Genomic DNA, 20,819 nt, shown 5'->3' on the forward strand with positions numbered 1-20,819 from the left:
AAATGGAGCGGGAAACGAGAGTCGAACTCGCGACATCAACCATGGCAAGGTTGCGCTCTACCACTGAGCTATTCCCGCATGCGGTAAAAATAAAGCGCGATTGTAGCCTATAAATTTTCATTTGTCAATAATTTCTCGCTTAAATTTCATAAATTTTTACGATTTCTCCAGCGCGAACTTTGTCGCATTCAGGATCAGCCAAGAAAAAATGCGATGCCGCAGCCAGCGGCCTGATGCGTCCCGAAGGCGACGGCATAGGCGTAAAAACTCCGCCTTCATATGCGCCTACGGTTAAATTTACTCTACCGCTTTTTAGCTTTAGATCGCTTGCGAGCTTGGCATATATCGCCGCTTCTGCGCTAAAAGCCTCACTTGCGCCGCTAAGCTTAAATAGTATCGGTAGTATGACTGCGCGCGTAAGCACGAAAGCAGCCATCGGATTGCCTGCCATTGCAAAGACGAATTTTCCGTCTTTTGCGAAGCACTTGCTGGGGCGGCCGGGCTTGATATCGATGTGATCGAAAACCTGCAAAAATCCAAGTTCACTCATAGCGCTTTGCATAAAATCCGCCTCCCCAGCACTTGCTCCACCGCTGGTAATTAGCACGTCAAATTTACGCGTAGCAGTATCTAGCGCCTCGCACACCTCGCTAAAATCATCCTTTAAAATCCCTAAATACTCGTTTTCAAAGCCGTATTTTTGCAGCAATGCAGCAATGCCACTAGAGTTGGCGTTATAAATTTCGCGCTCACTTGCGCTCTGCCACGGCTCTTTTAGCTCGTTGCCGCTCGAAAATATAGCGATTTTAGGACGCGCGTAAGCGCTTACTTCGTAAATTCCTTGCGCGGCAAGAAGCATGATTTTAGCAGGGTTTAAAATTTCGCCACGGCGCAATAAAAGCTCGCCCACGCGCACCTCCTCGCCTTTTTTACGAAAGCCGTCGTGGGCATGAACGGAAGCAGGGATTTTTAGAGTTCCACCTTGCACGTCTACATCCTCTAGCCTCGCAACAGAGTCCGCGCCCGCAGGCATTGGCGCGCCGGTCATTATCTTTTGCGCTTGCGCAGCCTTGATTTCGTAGAATTTCTCATCTCCCGCAAAAATCGTAGGCTCTACGATTTTTAGCTCTTCGTCTTTGAAGTCCGCCGCGTAGGCATAGCCGTCAAGCGCCGAATTATCGAAGCAGGGTAGGTTTTTAATCGCAGAAATATCGCTAGAAAGGATGCGACCTAGGGTACCGGGAAGAGGCACCATTTCGCTCCGCCTGCTTGATGTGATTTTAATCATAGCCAAATCTATGGCCTCATTTATTCCTATCATTTTAAGTCCTTTTTATCATTTTTTACATTTTAAATTCGCGCAGTTAAGACCTCACATAGTATTAAATTCTATGTTTTGCCGGAGCTTGCAAAGCAAAATTTTATCCAAATGAGTGCGCAAAATTTCACGGGCTCAATTGCCTTATTTTAATGCTAGTGTTACTTAAAATTTCAAAGCATATCACTCGTAAAATTCCGCTTTGCCCTAGGAATTCCGCTCGCATGTGCTTAAAGAATTCCACTACGGTTCGTTCATTAAATTTTACCAAAGCTCACCACTTAAATTCTTAAGAGACTCATCCTTGAAATTCTACCAAGATTTGCCTTTAAAATTTCGCCACACTTAGCTTTAGCGATTAATGCATTGCTGTTGTAGAATTTACGTGGCTCTTACGTAGCATGGCATTTTAAAACGCGTTTCGCGTAAAATTCCGCATCGCTTGCTTGCACAAGTTTTTTTATTTCGAAGTCCTCATTCCTCCAGCCTATGTATGTCTGCGCCGAGCGCACCAAGCTTAGCTTCCAGCCTCTCATATCCGCGATCTAGGTGGTAAATTCTATGTATTTTGCTCTCGCCGCGCGCCGCAAGGGCGGCTAAAACGAGAGCTGAGCTGGCGCGCAGATCGGTCGCCATAACGTCCGCACCGTTTAGCTTGCCGCCGCTGATAGTCGCGATGTGTCCGTTTAAACGGATATCTGCACCCATTCTTGAGAGTTCGCTAACGTGCATGAAGCGGTTTTCAAAAAGCCTCTCGTCGATGGTGCTGACGCCCGTGGCTACACACGCCAGCGCCATAAACTGCGCCTGCATATCGGTAGGAAAGCCTGGATATTCGCTCGTGATGATCTCTACGGGTTTGATCTTTGAAGCAGGTAGGATCGTTATTTCCTCACCGCCGTTTGAAATTTCAAATTTAAAGCCCATATCTTCAAATTTTGCAAGTACGGCGCCAAGATGAGCCGCGCAAGCGTGCGTGATCGTGATATGAGAGCCTGTGATTGCGCCTGCGCACAGATAGGTGCCTGCTTCGATGCGATCGGGAATGATCGAAATTTCGTTCAAATTTAAAAGCTCGCCGCCACTTCCTTTGATGAGGATCTCGTTCGTGCCGATGCCCTCTATGTCGATGCCTGCACTTTTTAATGCGTTGCAAACGGCGATCACTTCGGGCTCTTTTGCCGCGTTTATGATATGAGTGGTGCCGCTTGCTAAGGCTGCCGCCATTACGATATTTTCGGTGCCGGTGACGGTAATTTTGTCAAAATTTATAGTCGCGCCCTTAAGCCCCTTTTTTGCGGTGCAAACGACGTAACCCTGCTCGATCTTAACCTCTGCGCCCATTTTTTCAAGCGCGCTAAGATGCAGATCAATCGGTCTGGCACCGATCGCGCAGCCTCCGGGAAGACTTACCTCGCAGTGTCTAAACCGCGCTAAAAGCGGCCCTAGCACCAAGATCGAAGCTCGCATTTTACGCACTATGTCGTAGATCGCCTTGGTCGAGTTTACCTCGCGCGGATCGATTTTGGCGGTATTAGCGTCAAGAAACTCGCACTTTGCACCTAAATTTGAAAGCAGCTGAATTAGCGTGTGGATATCGGAAACTGCAGGTAAATTTTTAATTACGACTTCGTTTTTTGAAAGGATAGATAGAGCTATGAGCGGCAGTGCGGCGTTTTTTGCGCCGCTTATTTTGACGCTACCGCTTAGTTTTTTGCCCCCGTTAATTCGTAGATAATGCATGATTTCTCCGTGTAAAATTTAAATAATTATACAGAATTTAGCTTTAAAGTTACCATTTTGTTACCGCCAGGCGCTAAAATTGCGCCGTACGTTCAAATCGTCGCATAATTTTATTTAAGGATTTATATGAAACAATTAATTATCTGCGCTTTGGGTGCGTTTTTGCTGCTCGGCTGCTCCTCAAAAGCCCCATCCGCCGGCAGCCAGCAGGCTTATGTCTTAAACGATCGCGAAGAGGGGATAACCTCCATACCCGGAAGCGAGTTTAATCGCCCGCTAATCGCGTCGGTGGACGGCTATACCGGAACTCGCGCAGGAGGAGATTGCAGCGGATTTATCACCGTGCTAAACAGCAAGCACGACGAGCTGTTTTTTAACTCAAAGGATCTGCCGAAATATTTTACGAACGGACGCAAATCTCAAGCGATCTACAACTATTACAGCCGCAGGAATTTATTAAGCAATACGCCGCGCGTGGGGGATTTGGTGTTTTTCCAAAACACTTTGCGCTCCAATAAAGGCAAGATCAGCAACGAGATCAGCCATATCGGCATCGTGCGCGAGATTTACGCCGATGGGCGAGTAAAATTCGTCCATAATACCCGCGGCAGAAATCAAGCGGATTTTGTAAATTTAAATAAAAAGAACGTCCACATCGCGGGACAAAAGATGGAAAATAGCTATATCGTCCGCTGCGGCAAAGATCGCATAAGCTGCCTAGCGTCGAACCGCTTCGCAGGATACGGACGGGTGAATAACTAGAATTTTGAAAATTCTTTCGCCCGTATTTTTTGAAAAATTTCTTATAACTTTTGGAATTTATTAGATTTTATGAAATTTCGTTAGACCTTTTAAAAATTCGCGGCGGTTTAAAAATTCGCGGCGGTTTGATTTATGCTCTAAAATTCCAAGCAAAATTTTGCAAATAATTTCGCTTGGAATTCTAGCTATGACTTAGCTTTGCAGAATTTATTAAATTCCTAAAATTCTAATCAAATTTTAGAATTTTATGGCTTTTAAACTCCTGTAGTAAAAACTTATGAATAAAAACTCATTTTGATGCTATCGCGGTAAATTAAATTAGCATTTTTAACGCGTAATTATATATAACAAGCATTTAATAAAATATTACTCTAAAAATTTATTTTGAAATTAATTTGAACTCAAATTTTTGTTATTCTTAATAAAATTATACTTATAATTTTATATAAAATTCTACAAAATGGCTTCATATAACTGAAATTTTATCGTTATTAAATTTAACGGCATGTTTGTTTTTTAATTTACGTCAGATAAACTTTATAAATTACGTAAAACTTTCAAAAAAGATTTACGGTCTAAATTTCATCATGAAAATTTTACTTTAAAGCCGCTATATCTAAATTTTAACTTTAACGCAGCTATTTTGATAAGGCGCTTGCAATTAAAACCATTGTCAAAATTTTGATGCTAGAACTTATCTATAATTTTTCTCTAACCCATAAAAACACGCGACGCCTTTAATTTAATCAAAATTTTGCTACTATGCGTGAAAAATTTAAGGAGTTTCATGCAAACAGGCAAATTTACTCTCGCGATCATCGCGGCGAATATCCTATTTTTCGTGATTTCATTCGCATTGGAATATTTTTTCGGCTTTAAGTCTTACCTATTTTTCGGGCTCAATCCATATTTTTTCGAGGGGATGCCGTGGCAGCTACTAAGTTCATTTTTTATGCACGGCGGAGTGATGCATCTAGCGATGAATATGGCAGTTTTATATCAATTCGGCGGGATTTTAGAGCGAGCGTTCGGTGGGATAAAATTTACGCTACTTTACATCGTAGGCGGGCTGCTGAGCGGCGCTTTGTGCCTGATTTATATCCGTTATGCCATGAACATGGGAGAAATCGTCAATATCGTAGGCGCTAGCGGCGCTATTTGCGTGCTTTTAGGCGTGATTGCTTATTTTGATGAACGCAATGCGGGCGGGATTTTTGTCGCGATTTTGATAATGAGCTTTGCGCCGATGTTAATGGGCGTAAATGTGGCATGGTATGCGCACATAGCGGGATTTGTGGTCGGTTATGGCTTTGGAATGATCCAGAAAAAATTTAGAATTTTGTAGAATTTAACGCTAAATTATACAAAAAATTTTATGAAAGGATGCAGATGAAACGGATATATTTTATAAGACATGCCGAGGCGCAAAGCGGCAACGGAAGCGATTTTGAGCGGGCATTAAGCCAAGTGGGCGAACTTTGCGCAATTAAACTCGGAGAAAAGCTGCGCAGCTTGGGACTTGCGCCTGATTTAATTATTACAAGCCCGGCTATACGCGCACTCCATACGGCGCAAATTATCGCTAATGCGCTGGACGTGACGAAAAGGGTAGTGCCATTGCGAGAGTTATACGACGCAAGCTTATGGGATTTGGCAAGGTTTGTTCGCAGCTTGGATGAGAAACGATTTTTTGGGTGCGGTGTGAATGTAGAAAAATACAATGCGGTCGGTCTGAGTAGCGAAAAACATCGCGACGCAAACGCTGAAAATTCTACTTTTAAGAGCACTAAAATTCTCGCTAGCATTAGCGAAAATAATGCGATATCTTGCAACAATGTAGAAATTTCTAGCGCAGATATTGTGCAAAATTTTAATGCAGCTAGCGCGGAATGCGTATTTATCGTTGGACATAATCCGGCAATAGGCGCAATTTGCTCGCTTTTAGGCGAGAAGGAAGTCGATAAATTTCCTCCTTGCTCGATTTACGGCTTAGAATTTGACGTTCATAAATTCTCAGATATTACCGATCATAGCGGCAAAATGGTAATGCTACAGTGCCCTTAATTAAGCTTTTAACGCTTCATAATTACAATCGGACGGCTCGTTAGTGCATAAGGCTAATTTTTGCCAAGCATTGTCATATACTCGTAAAATAAGACCATATGGCAAAATAGCAAATTATTTTTGAGATAACTTTAAATTTTAAAAAATTTCCAATGATGTGACTAGCCTTGAAAATTGCAGACTAAATGAGTCAAAAAACTAAATTTCATATTTTTAGATAATCGAGCGTTAGCGCTTTTGCTTGAAATTTCATTTGCTTTGAAAAATCTTAAGTTTAGATTTTGCGGATGAAAATTTCGTGCCAAAATTTTCTCAAAAACATAAATTTATTGAGAAGAATAAAATTTATTAAGTAAAATTTAATAGTAGCTGTGGTATCATTCCCTAAAAATTTTGATAGGGAATTAAAATGAGACAGTACGAAACTTACAGATGCGACAAATGCGGCGCGGAGGTCGAGGTGCAAAAAGTAGGCGACGGCACGCTTAGCTGTTGTGGCGAGCCGATGAAATGCATCACCGAGGATCTGACGCAGGTAAATTTGATGAAGGCGTTTGCAGGCGAGTCCCAGGCGCGCAACAAATACGATCTTTACGGCGATTTGGCCAAAGAGGCGGGCTTTCACGCCATTGCGCGACATTTTTACGAGGCCGCCGAAAATGAAAAATGGCACGCTAGAGCCGAGCTAAAGGCGCATCATGCAGCCGCAGGCATTCCGCTTGATAAGATGGATAAAAATCTGCTTGATGCTGCTGCCGGCGAGCGCTACGAGCACGAGAGCATGTATCCGAGCTTCGCTAAAATCGCGACCGAAGAGGGCAAAAAAGAGGTTGCGCGCCTTTTTAACGCCATCGGCAAGGTCGAGGAGGAGCACGAGCGCGAATACAACGAGCTTCAAAAGATCCTGCTAGAGGAGGGCTTTTTCGAGAGTTTTGACGAGGAAGTTTGGGTGTGCGAGGTCTGCGGCCACGTCCATCGCGGCAAGAAAGCTCCTGGCGCCTGTCCGCTCTGTAAGGCTCCGCGTGAGTATTTCAAAAAACAAAGGCTTGTCTGATTTGATGCTTGCGGCACGGCGTTTTTGCGATAGCTTTTGAAGCCGTCGCAAATCTCGTTTATTGTCGCGAGCCGATCGCTTAAATCTTGGCTTAAAATTTTGCGCGAGATTTCGTCTTTTTGCTCCTTTTTGCCGCGGGACTCCGTGGCTAGACGAAATCTCGGGCTAAATTTATTTAGCCTAAACTCCTTTTCTTATCCCCCTAAGAAATGAAATCCTGCTCGCAAGAGCGGGATTTCTGTCGTAAAATAAATCTAAAAATAGTCATGCCGATGGATTTTGTATCTTTAAATTTTTAGTATAAATTCCTATATGATTCTTGCGCTGTTTACGAAGCAAGTTTCGCGCCGGTAAATTTCGCAGCAAACTTTGGTGGCAAATCTTCTGCATTTTTAAATTTTAAGGCGAATACGGTGCGATGAGAATTTGGAAGTAAATCAAACTATAAAATTTTGAGGGTTTAAATTTTAAATCAGAAATTCTATCCTTGCGGAATTTGCAGATAAATTTTATATCCGCTACCTTTTAATATGTCGATTATCTTTTGCTTATAAAATCCTTGGATGAAATCCCGTATCGTCAAAATTTAAATGAAATTTTATACTAAATTTATCTGGAATTTTAGGCAAAATCGCATGAGAAAATCTAAAAAGTAAATTATTCTATATTCCAAAAGAGTAAAATTTTAGATTTTTTGTAATCAAGCTCTAAGGCTCGCGCGTTAATTTAAAATTTTGCCGAGTTAATGAGTTAAATTCTAAAATGCGAAAGGCAGGATTTTTGGTCTTGTTATTCGAGTATGAAAAACAAATTTCAGAATTTTTCAAAACAAAATTCCAAATTTTTTAGAAAATAAATTCCATAAAAAACGATTTCAAAGCCGCATCAAAACGAGATTTAAAAAATCTCGCTCAAGCAAGCCTCTCGCTACCTCAAATTTTAAAATTTCACTCCTCGAATTCCTCCGCGACCTTCGCCGCAAGGCGCAGTTTGTCGCTATCGAAGTGGGTGTAGATGCGCGAAGTATTTAGGCTCGCGTGACCGAGGGCTTCTTGGACGAGCACGAGGTCCTTTTGCTTTTTGTAAAGCATCGTCGCGAAGGTGTGGCGCAGCATGTGGGCGCCGTTTTTTTCCTTGCGGATGCCCGCGCTCATTAAAATTTTCTCCACGATGCCGCTGACGTAGGCCTGGGTAAGCGGTGCGCCATTTTTGGTGACGAAAAGATAGCCCTCTTTGTTGGCAAAGTTCGTCTCCAGCGCGTTTAGATGCTCCTCAATTAGGTGGCGCTTGATCATTACGATGCGGTATTTGTTGCCCTTGCCGCGGATTCGGATGACGAAAAGATCGCCCTCGGGCGCGATATCTTTGCGCTTTAAATTTATCGCCTCGCCCACGCGGATGCCGGTGTAGACGATGATTTTTACGATCAGGCGGTTGCGGTGAGCAAAGGAGGGAAACTCGCTTAGATTTATCGCGTCCAAAAACCGCTTCAGCTCCTCCTCGCTCATAAACTCCGGAAGCTTCGTGCCGCGGCTGCCGCTAATACCGCCCCAGTGCTTAAGCTCTATGCCGTAGTTGTGCGAGGTGCCGTCCTGTTCATTTTGGCGGTCGATGAAGCCGAAAAAATTTATCACGGCGATGCGGTAGTTTTTTTTGCTCGCATCGCTCAGCCCGCCCGTAATCGAGGCTAAAATTTCGCTCAAAAGCTCCTCATCGATATTTTTCATACTCTCAAGGCCGTACTGCATGATCGCTTCGTAAAATTTTTTAAGCGGGTTAAAATAGGTATTGATGCCGGTAAGTCCCGCATTTCGCGCATCTTTTGCGAGCCGCTCGAGTTCGCCGATACTTGCTACCTCGTGATTTAGCGCCAGGCTCGCGCGGCGAAACAGCGCGTCGTTTTTCAGCTCCTTATTCGATAGCGCGCTTAGCTTGTAGCGCACGAATTTTACGAGCCAAAACAGCAGCGATTTTTCAAAGCTATCCTTATAATCGAGCGGGAATTTCATTTGCTCTCCTCGCTGTCGCCGAAGATTACAAAAGGCAGCATCAGCGTGTTTTTGATAAGATTATACGGCGTTTTTAGCACGTCGGTCGCAACGCCGGTCGAGTAGGTGGGCTTTTTCGTCGTGCCGCGAATCTCGATGATCGTGGAGATCGTGTTGTTTTCGCCCAAGATGATATGATTTAGCAGCGGGATTTTTGAGATTATCGAGCTTGCGTCTTTGAGGTATTTAAGCTCCAGATCGATATTCAGCGCACCGCTTTTCATATCCACTTCGCCGTTGCCCGCGATATCGGCGCTACTGCCGGTAAAGTTCATCGCGTTTATATAAATTTTATCGCCGCTGCGGCGAAAGTAAATTTTGCCCCTCTGCACGCTAAAGCCGCGATCGTTGAAATCGGGCGTCTTAAACGTAAGCAGCGACGGCACGGAGTTTATAAAGCTAAGCAGCCTTTGATAGATGATGTAGTCCTTCAGATAGGTGTTTTGCACGTTGATCTCGCCGCGATAGTTGCGCGGATCGATGCCGCTTGCTTTTAGCGTAAATACTCCTCCGTCGAAGCTCTGCGAGCCCAGAAATTGATTAAGTGCCTCGCCGCTGATGTTTTGCGCAAAAATTTGAAGCAAGCTCTTTTTAAAGATCAATTTCACGTCGCCGCGTTTAAAGCTTGCGTTTAAATTCATATTTTTGCCGTCCAGCACGCCGTTAAAGTGCGTAAATTTAAGCGTCTTATTAAGATCGGATAGCACTATGGAAGAGTTTTGCCCGCTGAAATTTATCGGCGAGCGCTCCTTCGTGCCGCTATTAAACTCGCTGGTTTGCACGCTCGTATTGATCGCGACATCCACGTCTTTTAAAGAAACGAAGTTGCCGCCTTTGTTGATTTTAAGAGAAATTTTACCGCTTCCGCTAGAGCCGTCCAGATCGCCGCCGCGCACTCGAAGCGCGAAAGAGTCGTTTTTATAATGGCTTCCGTCCTTGTTCAGCAGACCGAAATCAAAGATGAGATTGCTGCTGCTGATATCCAAATTTGTAAAATCGCTAGTTAAAATTTTAAGGTCTCCGCCGCTAATACCCGCGTTTTTAAGCGTCTTAGAAAAGGGCAAAATTCCGCTAATATCGGGCGAGCTAATCTCGATCCGCTCGCCGAAGCTCATCTTCGCGCCTAAAAATTGCGAGCTCAGCACCGGCGCTTTGCCGCTAAAATCAAGGCTTATATTATCTCGCGCGTCGCCAAATTTTAAAATTTCTTTGCCGTTCGGGGAGAGATTGAAGCTATGAATAACGCCGTTAAATTTGGCTTTGCGCGTCGCGATATCGATACTGCCGCTTGCCGTGGCGTTAAAAATTTCATTTTGCAGATTCGCGTCTTTGATGTCGATCTTTTTTTCTGTGATATGCACCCGCGCGGCTTTGGAGTGAAATTTCGCTTTAGAGATCATCAGATCGGCATCTTTTAGCGTCACGTTCGCATCGACCTTGGCGCTTTCCTTTTCTACGTCCACGTCTATCAGCACGCGCGCATTGATCCCGCCGCCTAGCGGATATACGGGCTCATTTATGCCGTAGCTTTGCAAAATATCTACAAGGTCTTTGCCCAAACTCTCTTTAGTTCGCAGATCCAGATATACGACCGGCCTCTCTTCAAAGAGCCCGCCGATACGCACGCTGCTTCCCTCCAGGCTTTTACCTTTAAATTTAGGCTCATTTAGCGTGAAATTTAGAAAATCGTTTTTGAGCGTGATATTGGCGTCTTTTACCGTTACGGCTTCGATTTGCGGTTGAAATTTTATCGTAAGATCCTGCGCGTAAGCCGTGGCGCTAACATTTTCGGCGATCGGGCGCGGATCTTTCAGATCGATTTTGGCGTGGAGGTTTTCGATATAGTAGTTTTGCGCGACCGCCTTGCCGTAGATCCACTCTTTCGCAAGAGGATTTAGCCCCGTAAGTGCGCCCAGCTCATTCATAAAATTTTTCAGGCTCAAGGCCGAGGCGCGGTTTATCTCGATATTTAGCTCCGAGCCGATGTTATGCACGTCAAGCTCGCCTGCGATCTCGTGCGAAGCGAAGGTGCCGTTAAAATCATACGTATCAGCTCTGAAATTTGCTCGCGCCGTGCCGTGCAAAGTGAGATTAAAATCATTTAGTTCAAGCTCGATCGGATCGAAGTTCAGCCCGTTTGCGCTCGGCGTGATCTTTGAGTTTAGCCTAAAAAACCGCGTGTCGGCGTAAAAAACGTCGCTTTTGTATTTTAGCTTTAGACTTTCGCCCTTGATCTTTAAATTTTGCACGTCGATCTCTTCAAAAAAGGAGTTGATGAGCGAGATTTTTTTGCTAAATTCTAAAATTTTTTCACTCTGCGTGCGCAGATCGGTGGAATTTTGCTCTAAATTTTGTGTATTATTTTGCGTAATTTCAAGATTTTTGATACGCAGCACGAGGCTTTTATTTAGCTTTAGATAAAACCCCTCAAGCTTTGCAAAGCCCACGTCCATCTGCGAAATCGTTATACCGTGTTTTAGGCCTACCGCACAGATTATAAAAAGTATGGTTATGCACAAAAAAAATCTAGCCAAAGTTCTAAACATCATCGCCTCATTAAAAAACTCCGCCCCAAAACCAAATCGGGCGTGCCGAAAAACTGCGCTTATAATATGAAATTTATTCAAAATTTTGGCTTATTTGCCTATAATTTCAGCTAAATTTTGAAAGGAACGCATGAAATTCTTTATAAAGCTCATCAAAGCGGCGTGCATTTGTATCGAGCTTGCGGCTATCGTCCTTTTGGCCGTGGGCTTTGATCTACACGAGCGCGTCGGCAACGCGGCAACCGTGCAGATAGGACAAGGCAGCTCAACGAAAATTTTATCCGAACTCTCAAAGAGCTATCCTAAATTTAGCAAATTCGACGCGAGGCTGCTTTCTTTTTACGGCGGCGCAAAAACCGGCGAGCTGGAGCTTAGCGGCGAAAATTTGCCCAAATATCAATTTTTATATGAGCTAAGCGTCGCAAAGCCCGTGATGAACGAGATTAAGCTGATCCCGGGCGAGACTACGATCGTGTTTTTAAAACAGCTTGCGAAAGATCGCGGGCTAAGCTTTAGCGAGCTTGAGCGCGAATACAACGCTACGGCGCCGTTTTACGAGGGCTTTTTGGTGCCTGAAACCTACAAAATTAGCAAAAACGAAAGCGAAAAAAATATCATCGACCACCTCATCTCAAGCGCACAAAAATTCCACGAAGGATTGTCGCGCGAGCTTAGCGGCGACTATAACGCCACGGCGTGGAAGCAGGTGCTGATCAAGGCCTCGGTCATTCAAAAAGAGGCCGCAAACGCAGATGAGATGCCCCTCGTAGCCTCCGTCATCGACAACCGCTTAGCCAAAAATATGCGCCTTCAGATGGACGGCACGCTGAATTACGGCGAGTTTTCGCACGTCAAGATCACTCCGCAGCGCATCCGCACCGACACCAGCCACTACAATACCTACCTCAACGACGGACTTCCGAAAGAGCCCGTGTGCGTGGTCTCTCGCGATGCGATACGCGCCGTTTTCGCGCCCGCAAAGAGCGAGTATCTGTATTTTATGCGAAATAAAAAGACGGGGCTTCACGATTTTGCGCGCACGCAAGCCGAGCACGAGCGCAACGTAAAGGCGCAGAGGTAAAATTTAAGGCCGTTTCGGCATTAAATTTAAAAAACGAGATTTCGTCTTTAAATTTTAAAATTTAAACCCCGCAATCATAAAAATGCGGGCCGATATTTGGGAGATAACAATGAAAATAGCGATATTCGGCGCCGGAAACATCGGCGCAGCGGTAGCAAACGATCTTATCGTAAGCGATTCTTTGAGCCAAAAGATAGATAGCATCGCGCTTGTGGATGCGGTAGAGCGGATCGCGCGCGGCAAAGCACTCGATCTTGCCCATGCAGCGGCTGTTTACGAGCGCGACCTGCGCATAAGCGGCAGCACAGAGCCCGGCGACATAGCGGACGCAGGCATCGTCGTGATCACCGCGGGGCGCGCAAGAAAGGCGGGACAGAGCAGGGAGGAGTTGTTTGGCAGCAACGCCGCCATAGTCGCGCAATGTGCGCGAGATGCCGCAAAATATGCGCCTAGCTCTATTATCGTCGTCGTTACCAATCCGCTTGATATGATGGTTTATGCGGCGCTGCAGGCTAGCGGGTTTGCAAAAGAGCGAGTCATCGGCATGGCGGGCGAGCTGGACGGCGCGCGGCTTAAATTTGAACTCGCGCGAGCGAGCGGCAAGGAAATTTCAGCGATGAGAAGCGCGATCGTGGGCCCGCATAGCGAAGAGATGATTGCGCTTAAAAACGAGTTGGGATTTGAAATTTCGGATGAAATTTTCGCGCGCGCGGTGCAAAATACCAAACGCGCCGGCGCGCAGATCGGCGAGCTGCTGGGCACGTCGGCGTATTTGGCGCCCGCTGCGGGCATCGTAAAGATCATAAAATATATCCTTTTTGATACCTGCGGCACGCTCGCTTGCTGCGTAGCGGATAGATCGGGAGTGCCTTTGGGGCGCTTCGTAAGCGTTGGCAAAATGGGCGCGATAGAGAGAAATTTCGCCTACTCGGGCGAGTTTTACGCCGCGCTTGAGCGAATGCGAGAAAGCGTAGCGGGGCTGAAGTTTTAGTGGAAATAAAGCGAATTCGACGCGACGTGGAATTTACAGAGCTAAAATTTTAAAGCGCAGAATTCTTGTGATAGAATTTGCAGCATCAAATTTCACTTTGGCAAGAAATTTAAGCTCGCGGAATTTTGTAGCGTAAAATTTCATTCGCTGCGGAATTTTAAAATTTGCACAATTTTGCCCGCTGTGAAATTTCATAGATTAAAATTTTACTTTGGCTCAGAATTTTGCGTGACGTAAAATTTTTAAAAGCCACAAAATTTTAAAATTTAAACTCTGCAAAATTTAAAAACGAGAGAAATTTAATGCGATCAAAACAGACTCGCGCCGCAAAATTTCAAATTTTAAATCGCGAAGCGGGATTTAGTGCGGATTTTGATAAATTAAGGAGAAAATATGAGCGAAAATGAGAGCCAGCGCGCCGTCTGGACGGATGAGGGCCGCTGTAAGGCGTGCAACATCTGCGTAAGCGTCTGTCCTAGCGGCGCGATCGCGATGAGACAGGACGAGGGCGCCGTGCAGGGCATGATGATCGACGTGGTGGATGAGGGCGCCTGTATCGGCTGTAGGGAGTGCGAGTTGCACTGCCCGGATTTTGCAATTTTCGTCGCGCCCAAGGGCTTTAAATTCGCTCGTCTAAGCTCTCAGGCTAGAGAGATGGCTGAAAAAATCAAAAACAATAATTTTATGAAACCCAAGGACGCATAATGAGAGAGGTAATTTCCACAGGTAACGCCTTAATTGCGCGTGCGGCGATTGATTGTGGCTGTAATTTTTTCGGCGGCTACCCGATCACGCCGAGCAGCGAGATCGCGCACGAGATGAGTCGCTTACTACCTAAGGTCGGAGGTAAATTTATCCAGATGGAAGATGAAATTTCGGGCATTTCTGTAGCTTTGGGCGCGTCGATGAGCGGTGCAAAGGCGATGACGGCAAGCTCCGGTCCTGGGATTTCGCTAAAATCAGAGCAGATTGGACTTGGCTTCATCGCTGAAATTCCGCTTTTAATCGTAAATGTTATGCGCGGAGGTCCTAGCACCGGGCTTCCTACGCGAGTGGCGCAGGGCGATATTTTGCAAGCTCGTAACCCCACTCACGGCGATTTTCAAAGCATCGTGCTATGCCCGGGCTCACTAAATGAGGCTTATACGCAAACCGTGCGCGCCTTCAATCTAGCCGAGCGGTTTATGACGCCGGTATTTTTGCTACTTGATGAGACGCTTGGGCATATGCAGGCTAAGGCGATGCTCCCTGAAATTTCGGATTTAAAAATCGAACGCAGGGTGGAATTTAAAGGTAGTCCGAAAGATTATGAGCCTTACGATGCTGCGCCCGATAAGCCTGCGGTGCTAAATCCCTTTTTTAGGGGATACCACTATCACATAACGGGGCTTCATCACGGCGCGAAGGGCTTTCCGACCGAAAATGAGCAGATCGTAGATCGCTCTATAAAAAGGCTTTTTAATAAAATTTCGGCGCATGAAGATGAGATCGTGCAATATGAGGAATTTATGCTAGATGACGCTGATGCTTGCATCATCGCCTATGGCAGCGTTAGTCTAGCCGCAAAAGACGCGATTTTAAAGCTACGAGGACAAGGCGTGCGTGTGGGGCTTTTCCGCCCGATTACGCTATGGCCAAGCCCTGCGCGCAAGCTAAGGGAGCTAGGGGAGAGATTTAATAAAATTTTAATCGCCGAGCTAAATTTAGGGCAGTATCTGCTAGAGGTGCAGCGCGCTTGCTTGAGGGATGATTTTAAGACGCTTCTTAAGGCAAACGGCAGACCGATCAGCCCTAGCGAGATTATCGAGAAAGTAAAGGAGCTTTAAATGGCGTTTGATTACGACAAATATCTAAGAACGGACAAGATGCCTACGCTTTGGTGCTGGGGCTGCGGCGACGGAGTGATCTTAAAAGCGATCATCCGCGCGATTGACCGCATAGGCTGGAGTATGGACGATGTGTGTGTGGTAAGCGGTATCGGCTGTAGTGGCAGGATGTCGAGTTACATAGACTGCAATACCGTCCATACGACGCACGGACGCGCGATAGCTTATGCTACGGGTATCAAGCTTGCAAATCCAGGCAAACACGTAATAGTAGTCACTGGCGATGGCGATGGGCTTGCGATAGGGGGCAATCACACGATCCATGGATGCCGCCGCAATATCGATCTAAATCATATCTTAGTAAACAATTTCATCTACGGGCTTACGAACTCGCAGACGAGTCCTACGACACCGCGTGGGTTTTGGACGGTTACGGCACAATATGGCAATGTCGATCCCAGCTTTGATGCGGCGAAACTTGCGATCGCTGCCGGAGCAACTTTTGTCGGACGCGAGAGCGTGACAAATCCCGAAAAAATCGAGCGACTTCTAGCCAAGGGCTTTGAGCACGATGGTTATAGTTTTTTTGATATTTTTAGCAATTGCCACGTAAATTTGGGTCGTAAAAATAAAATGAGCGAGGCAGTGCAAATGCTAAAGTGGCTTGATTCGCGCACGGTCTCTAAAGCAAAATTTGACGCTCTTAGCGAGGATGAGCGAGCAGGGCTATTTCCGCTTGGAGTTTTACACGAAGATAATGAGCACACCGAATACACAAAGGCGTATCAAAAGGTGATAGACGCGGCACAAAGCGGCGAAGCGATAAATTTTGAAGGACTAAGATGAATCAATTAAGATTTGTGGGGGTGGGCGGTCAAGGCGTAATCCTAGCAGGCGAAATTCTAGCTGCGGCAAAGATCGCACACGGCGGCTATGGAATCAAGGCATCTACGTATACCTCTCAGGTACGCGGCGGACCTACGAAAGTGGATATTATCTTAAGCGATGAAGAAATTCTATATCCTTACGCGAGTGAGGGCGAGATCGATTTCATGCTCGCAACGGCGCAGAGTAGCTACGATGCTTTCAAAAATGGCGTGAAAAAAGGCGGCGTGATCGTAATCGAGCCGAATTTAGTAGCACCGAGCGATGAGGATAGGGCAAGCTTTAAAATTTATGAAATTCCAATCATCACCATCGCAAAATACGAAGTTGGAAATGTCATCACCCAAAGTGTTGTGGCTCTAGCGATCGCAGTAGAGCTTAGCCGCTGTATGGACTCAGGGCTAGTAAAAGAGCAAATGCTCCGTTCTGTGCCTGAAAAAACCCGTGCGCTAAATGAAAAGGCGTATGATTTGGGGATAAAATACGCGAGAGGGGTTTTAGATTAAATTTAAAGACTTCATATAGAATTTATGATTAACTGCAAGAGTAAAATTTAAAAATTTTTATAGGTAAGATATAAAGTTTCTAGATTAGAATTTCAAAATTATATAGCCAACTGCTTACATTATTTTTTGATGGGTTGTACTAATTCAAATTGCCTGCCGCGACCTTTTATCTTTTCAAACTTTATAAAATTATTGCCGTTTTTTTATCCTGTTAAATTAATCTTATTCCAAAAGTTCTTTAGCTTTTTTCACCGGATTGCATTCATTATCATTTAAACACGGCTTCAAACCATAGCTCATCTTGCAGGCCAATTTTTTCTTCGAAGGCTCTATCGCCGCATCGCATACCTTTTTAAGATTTACAAATGCTCTTTTTATATTGCCCGTATAGTACAAATCGTGCATCCCTGCGTTTAGGCAAAAATTTAATAATCCGGCATCGCAAGCTTTATTTAGCGCTTTTGTTGCGTCTTCTTCTCTGCGCAAATATATTAATAAAATTCCCAATGCACCGCAGCTCTCAAAATTTTTTTCGTCGCATTTTGCCGATAAAGTATCTTTTAATATCGAGCAAGCTTCATAATCGCCTTTGTTCCAATCGCATTTATTCGCTAAATTTTTTAAGTTTGTATCGTTTATTGCGGCAGAGATATCAATGTCTATATCGTTTTTTGCCAGCAAAGGCATAGATAAAAGTAGCGCTAATGACAAAATTTTTCTCATAGTTATAGTCCTTTAATAGTCTCTTTGGCTTTCATTAGCGGATCGCACTTTGCATCTTTAGAGCAGTCTTCAATCTCTTTCTTGATGCTGCAAGCAAGCCTTTTATCTTCCGAAATTCCCTGTTCGCAAATTTTGTCAAAAACCTTAGCGGCTCTTTCAAGATTTCCCGTAAAAAGTATATCGCTAATGGCAAGATAGGAGCAGTAAGACATGATGTTTCGCTTCACATGCCTTAATCAAAGGAGCGGATGAGAATTCATATTGACCCAAATCCGTAAATATTATTCCGACAGCCCCGCAGCTTTCATAATCTCCGCCGTCGCATTTATTAGATAAAATTTCGACGAGTTTCGTGCATGCGCTGTATTTTCCGTCGCCGCTATCGCAAGAGATCGCTAAATCTTTTTCCTCTTTGGTTTTTAATAAATAATCCAAGCCTTCCGCTGCCGCAGCAGGGATCGCTGCAAATGCCGCTATAAACGCGAGTAGCCAAATTTTAAGATAGAATTTTTTCATCGCCGCTCCCTGTTTTTAAGTGGCGATTATATATTAAAATATTTTAGCGGGCTCTTAAAATTTTGCAGAGTTAAAATTTTGATCGCCTGCTAAATTTAGCGGCGCCGTTTTCAAAAGTCGCGCCGCTTCGGGATTTAAAACGCCACTTTTAAATTTTTAAACGTCGCGGTGAAATTTTAAAATCCCACCGCAAGCTTTGGGCGGCTTTAAATTTAACATACCGAGTTCTGTTAACATCCCGAGTTTGGCTGCACCCGCGTTTCGCTGCCCGTGTGGATCAGCAGAGCCTTGCCGCGTCTAAATCTGCACGGCGGATCGGCTTGCACGGATGAGTATTCCTTGCCGTTTAGCTTGTAGATGATGTTGGAGCCTTGCACCGTCTTTTGGGAGTTTTGGATCGCATCTCCGGCGACCGCGCCCACTACCGCGCCGCCCACGAGCCCCACAGTTTCGGCTAAGCGCCTGCTGCTGCTATGTTTGCCGAGCTTATGCCCAATGACCGCGCCCGTAGTTCCGCCTGCGACGCCGCCTAAAATTTTACCAGTATTGCCCTCGGAGCGCTCTACGTTGATTTTGGCGGGCAGGACATCGACGATCTCGATCCGATCGCTCTGCCTCATGCGGTTTGTTTCGCTCGCGTCATAAATATCTCCACCATATCGATCCTGCGGGGTCGCGCAGCCGCAAAGCGCTATCGCTGCGATCAAACATAATGTGAAATTCTTCATGTTTTCTCCTTTGTAATGAGCTACGGGCGGCATTATACTATGGATTTTTATACGAGCGGTTAAGTAGTAGTTTTAAAATTTTATCGGCTCACTGCTGCTTAAAATTAGCTTGATACGAGGCATTGCGCCGTATCTAGGCGCCTTATAAAATTTTTATTTCACTCAAAATTTATCTTATTTTGTTAGAATCATTCTTATTTTAAAGGAGAAAAAATGAAAAAACTACTAGTTTACGCCACCAAAGGCGGCGACACGAAGGTCGTGAGCGAATACATCGCTTCAAAGCTCGGCTTTGAGATCAAGGAGGCCAAAGAGCTAAATGAAGAGGATTTGGCGGGAGCGGGCGCGTTTATTTTTGCGGCTTCGACGCACGGCGACGGACAGATCCAGGCCAAATTTGACGACAAATTGGAGCTTTTAAACAAAACTGATTTTGACGGACGCAAGGTCGCGCTCATAGGCGTCGGTAACGTCGAGCGCCACGGCAGCGATTTTTGCAGCGGTATGAGTGCGTTTTTGCCGGTGCTTAAAAAGGCCGATCTCATCGGCGCTTGGGGCGCAGAGGGATATAAATTTAAACATTCGCGCGCCTTCATAAACGGCAAATTCGTGGGTCTTACGATCGATTTTAAGGGCGACGAGCACTGGCAGGCGAGGGCTGATAAATGGATCGCCGCGGTTAAAGGCGAGTTTTAAATATTTCAGCTTTTGCGCGACCGAGCGAGTTTTGGGCTCATCGAGCCTAAAGCTCGTTAAATTTCCCCATTAAATTTCACGCTCCGCTTGAAAGCGAAGCCCTCTTAAATTTTACTCGCCACAGCGTTAGAATTTCCGCCGCATTCAAGCGCCGCCTGCTCATGCTGCGTAAATTTTATCGCTAGCGGGAGCCGTAAATTCCAACTCGCCGCGCAGATAGCTATAGGTGCCGCGATAAAATTTAGTTCGCGGTAACTTGCGCACTATTCGTGCAATAAACGATAAATTCCGCCCGTGATACTTGCAATACTGCCGGTGCGATAAAATTTCGCTCTCGCGACAAAATTCCGCTCGCAATACTAGCGCGGCGAGTGTACGTCAAAATTCCACGCTCCGCTTGAAAGCGGAGCTTCCGCATTAAAATTTTAAAATTTTAGCTCAGAAAGTCGCTGTGTTTTACAAGCCGTGCCGCTTAAAATCGCGCGGATAGGCTAAATTTTATCCTCCCAAGCTCAAAATCTAGCCCGCTCGTGACGGTCAATTCAATACGGCAATTTTATGCGATCAATTTACAAAATCTCCGCCCAAACCTCAAATATCAGCGCCGCATTAGAAAAGTTATTTTATAATAACCGCATATCAAAATTTAAGGCGATCTATGAAAAGGCTTCTAATTTTCGTCATTTTTGCGCTGGCCGCTCTCGCCGCGGCGATCTACTTCAATCTCGATAGGCGCGAAGAGGTCGCGCACAAGGCCTACGGCATAATCGACATCAGGCAGAGTTCGCTTAGCTTTGAGCGCAGCGGCCGCATTAGCGCGCTTTATCGCGACGAAGGCGATTTCGTGCAGGCTGGCGACGTCTTAGCGGCTCTGGATACGGCGGATCTGAGTTTTCAAAGACGTATTCAGATCGCGAGGTGCGACGGGCTTAAATTTAGCTTGCAAAAGCTGCAAAGCGGCTTTCGTAGCGAGGAGATCGAGATGGCGGCGGCGAACGTAAGCGCGCTGCAAAACGCCCTACAGCTCGCTACTTTGACGAACGAGCGCCTCAAGAGCCTAGGCAAAAGCAACTCCGCGTCCAAGCAGCAGATCGACGAGGCGTTTTACTCGATGAAGCGCACGCAAGCCCAGCTGCAAAGCGCGCAGGCTAATCTACGCCAGCTTCAAAGCGGCTATCGCGGCGAGGATGTCGGCGCCGCCCGCGCAAATTTGGCAAGCTGCGAGGAAAATCTGAAATATCTGAATTACCAAATCGAGACGCAAAGCGTGCTAAAAGCGCCCTTTAGCGGGCAGATCAGAGCGCGCCTTAAGGAGCTTGGCGACATCAGCAT

At 45.5% G+C, this 20,819-nt stretch carries 20 protein-coding genes and 1 tRNA gene; 12 read left to right on the plus strand and 9 right to left on the minus strand.

From position 1 onward, the window contains the following. Positions 1–3: 3 nt before the first annotated feature. From Q0369_RS00515 to murA, 3 genes are all read right to left on the minus strand, one after another. Positions 4–78, minus strand: a tRNA-Gly gene (locus Q0369_RS00515). Positions 79–139: 61 nt separating this feature from the next. Continuing rightward, positions 140–1,321 (minus strand): molybdopterin molybdotransferase MoeA, encoded by a 1,182-nt coding sequence (locus Q0369_RS00520; protein WP_298094525.1) that lies wholly within the window; start codon positions 1,319–1,321, stop codon positions 140–142. Positions 1,322–1,792: 471 nt separating this feature from the next. After that, positions 1,793–3,061, minus strand: coding sequence for a UDP-N-acetylglucosamine 1-carboxyvinyltransferase (gene murA, locus Q0369_RS00525; RefSeq protein WP_298094530.1), 1,269 nt, complete (start codon positions 3,059–3,061; stop codon positions 1,793–1,795). 126 nt (positions 3,062–3,187) lie between these two features. Between murA and Q0369_RS00530 the strand changes: the two genes are divergently transcribed. The 4 genes from Q0369_RS00530 (at position 3,188) to Q0369_RS00545 (ending at position 6,941) form a co-directional block, all read left to right on the plus strand. Then, a complete protein-coding gene (locus Q0369_RS00530) occupies positions 3,188–3,823 on the plus strand; it encodes an NlpC/P60 family protein (RefSeq protein ID WP_298094533.1) in 636 nt (211 codons plus the stop codon). Positions 3,824–4,610: 787 nt separating this feature from the next. Continuing rightward, the gene (locus Q0369_RS00535; protein ID WP_298094536.1) at positions 4,611–5,168 is read left to right on the plus strand and encodes a rhomboid family intramembrane serine protease; all 558 of its coding nucleotides are present in this window, start codon (positions 4,611–4,613) and stop codon (positions 5,166–5,168) included. A gap of 44 nt (positions 5,169–5,212) precedes the next feature. Continuing rightward, complete coding sequence (locus Q0369_RS00540; RefSeq protein WP_298094540.1) at positions 5,213–5,887, plus strand: histidine phosphatase family protein; 675 nt, start codon at positions 5,213–5,215, stop codon at positions 5,885–5,887. Positions 5,888–6,296: 409 nt separating this feature from the next. Then, positions 6,297–6,941 carry a ferritin family protein gene (locus tag Q0369_RS00545; protein ID WP_298094547.1) on the plus strand — a complete coding sequence of 215 codons (645 nt, stop codon included), beginning with the start codon at positions 6,297–6,299 and terminating at the stop codon, positions 6,939–6,941. A gap of 947 nt (positions 6,942–7,888) precedes the next feature. Here the strand turns inward: Q0369_RS00545 and Q0369_RS00550 are convergent. Both Q0369_RS00550 and Q0369_RS00555 read right to left on the minus strand, forming a co-directional pair. After that, positions 7,889–8,950 carry a tyrosine-type recombinase/integrase gene (locus tag Q0369_RS00550; protein ID WP_298094550.1) on the minus strand — a complete coding sequence of 354 codons (1,062 nt, stop codon included), beginning with the start codon at positions 8,948–8,950 and terminating at the stop codon, positions 7,889–7,891. Further along, positions 8,947–11,535 carry an AsmA-like C-terminal domain-containing protein gene (locus Q0369_RS00555; RefSeq protein ID WP_298094553.1) on the minus strand — a complete coding sequence of 863 codons (2,589 nt, stop codon included), beginning with the start codon at positions 11,533–11,535 and terminating at the stop codon, positions 8,947–8,949. Before Q0369_RS00555 ends, Q0369_RS00550 begins: the two co-directional genes overlap by 4 nt. Positions 11,536–11,665: 130 nt before the next feature. Between Q0369_RS00555 and mltG the strand changes: the two genes are divergently transcribed. After that, complete coding sequence (gene mltG / locus Q0369_RS00560; protein WP_298025442.1) at positions 11,666–12,616, plus strand: endolytic transglycosylase MltG; 951 nt, start codon at positions 11,666–11,668, stop codon at positions 12,614–12,616. A gap of 109 nt (positions 12,617–12,725) precedes the next feature. Then, positions 12,726–13,607, plus strand: coding sequence for a malate dehydrogenase (locus Q0369_RS00565; RefSeq protein ID WP_298094556.1), 882 nt, complete (start codon positions 12,726–12,728; stop codon positions 13,605–13,607). Positions 13,608–13,640: 33 nt separating this feature from the next. Here Q0369_RS00565 and Q0369_RS00570 read toward each other — a convergent pair whose 3' ends face one another. Next, positions 13,641–13,802 carry a hypothetical protein gene (locus Q0369_RS00570; RefSeq protein ID WP_297905158.1) on the minus strand — a complete coding sequence of 54 codons (162 nt, stop codon included), beginning with the start codon at positions 13,800–13,802 and terminating at the stop codon, positions 13,641–13,643. 198 nt (positions 13,803–14,000) lie between these two features. Between Q0369_RS00570 and Q0369_RS00575 the strand changes: the two genes are divergently transcribed. The 4 genes from Q0369_RS00575 to Q0369_RS00590 are packed head-to-tail and all read left to right on the plus strand — an operon-like array spanning position 14,001 to position 16,824. Further along, complete coding sequence (locus tag Q0369_RS00575; protein ID WP_297943095.1) at positions 14,001–14,312, plus strand: 4Fe-4S binding protein; 312 nt, start codon at positions 14,001–14,003, stop codon at positions 14,310–14,312. After that, a complete protein-coding gene (locus Q0369_RS00580) occupies positions 14,312–15,433 on the plus strand; it encodes a 2-oxoglutarate synthase subunit alpha (RefSeq protein ID WP_298094559.1) in 1,122 nt (373 codons plus the stop codon). The genes Q0369_RS00575 and Q0369_RS00580 overlap by 1 nt, the downstream gene beginning before the upstream one ends. After that, entirely contained in the window at positions 15,434–16,279 is an 846-nt protein-coding gene (locus Q0369_RS00585) for a 2-oxoglutarate ferredoxin oxidoreductase subunit beta (protein ID WP_298094564.1), read from the plus strand. Beyond that, the gene (locus Q0369_RS00590) at positions 16,276–16,824 is read left to right on the plus strand and encodes a 2-oxoacid:acceptor oxidoreductase family protein (RefSeq protein ID WP_298094568.1); all 549 of its coding nucleotides are present in this window, start codon (positions 16,276–16,278) and stop codon (positions 16,822–16,824) included. Before Q0369_RS00585 ends, Q0369_RS00590 begins: the two co-directional genes overlap by 4 nt. A gap of 222 nt (positions 16,825–17,046) precedes the next feature. On the opposite strand, the gene Q0369_RS00595 is transcribed toward Q0369_RS00590, so the two are convergent. The 3 genes from Q0369_RS00595 to Q0369_RS00605 form a co-directional block, all read right to left on the minus strand. Beyond that, a complete protein-coding gene (locus tag Q0369_RS00595; RefSeq protein WP_298094571.1) occupies positions 17,047–17,547 on the minus strand; it encodes a hypothetical protein in 501 nt (166 codons plus the stop codon). 183 nt (positions 17,548–17,730) lie between these two features. Further along, positions 17,731–18,063, minus strand: a complete 333-nt coding sequence (locus tag Q0369_RS00600) for a hypothetical protein (RefSeq protein WP_298094574.1) — start codon at positions 18,061–18,063, stop codon at positions 17,731–17,733. 230 nt (positions 18,064–18,293) lie between these two features. Next, positions 18,294–18,791 (minus strand): hypothetical protein, encoded by a 498-nt coding sequence (locus Q0369_RS00605; protein ID WP_298094578.1) that lies wholly within the window; start codon positions 18,789–18,791, stop codon positions 18,294–18,296. Between the two features lie 213 nt (positions 18,792–19,004). On the opposite strand from Q0369_RS00605, the gene Q0369_RS00610 reads away from it, so the two are divergent. Continuing rightward, positions 19,005–19,487 (plus strand): flavodoxin domain-containing protein, encoded by a 483-nt coding sequence (locus Q0369_RS00610; protein WP_297902948.1) that lies wholly within the window; start codon positions 19,005–19,007, stop codon positions 19,485–19,487. Between the two features lie 658 nt (positions 19,488–20,145). Next, a partial coding sequence (locus tag Q0369_RS00615; protein ID WP_298094581.1) for a biotin/lipoyl-binding protein occupies positions 20,146–20,819 on the plus strand: 674 nt, incomplete at its 3' end.

The organism is uncultured Campylobacter sp. (genome assembly GCF_938030685.1).
Taxonomy (GTDB): Bacteria; Campylobacterota; Campylobacteria; order Campylobacterales; family Campylobacteraceae; genus Campylobacter_B.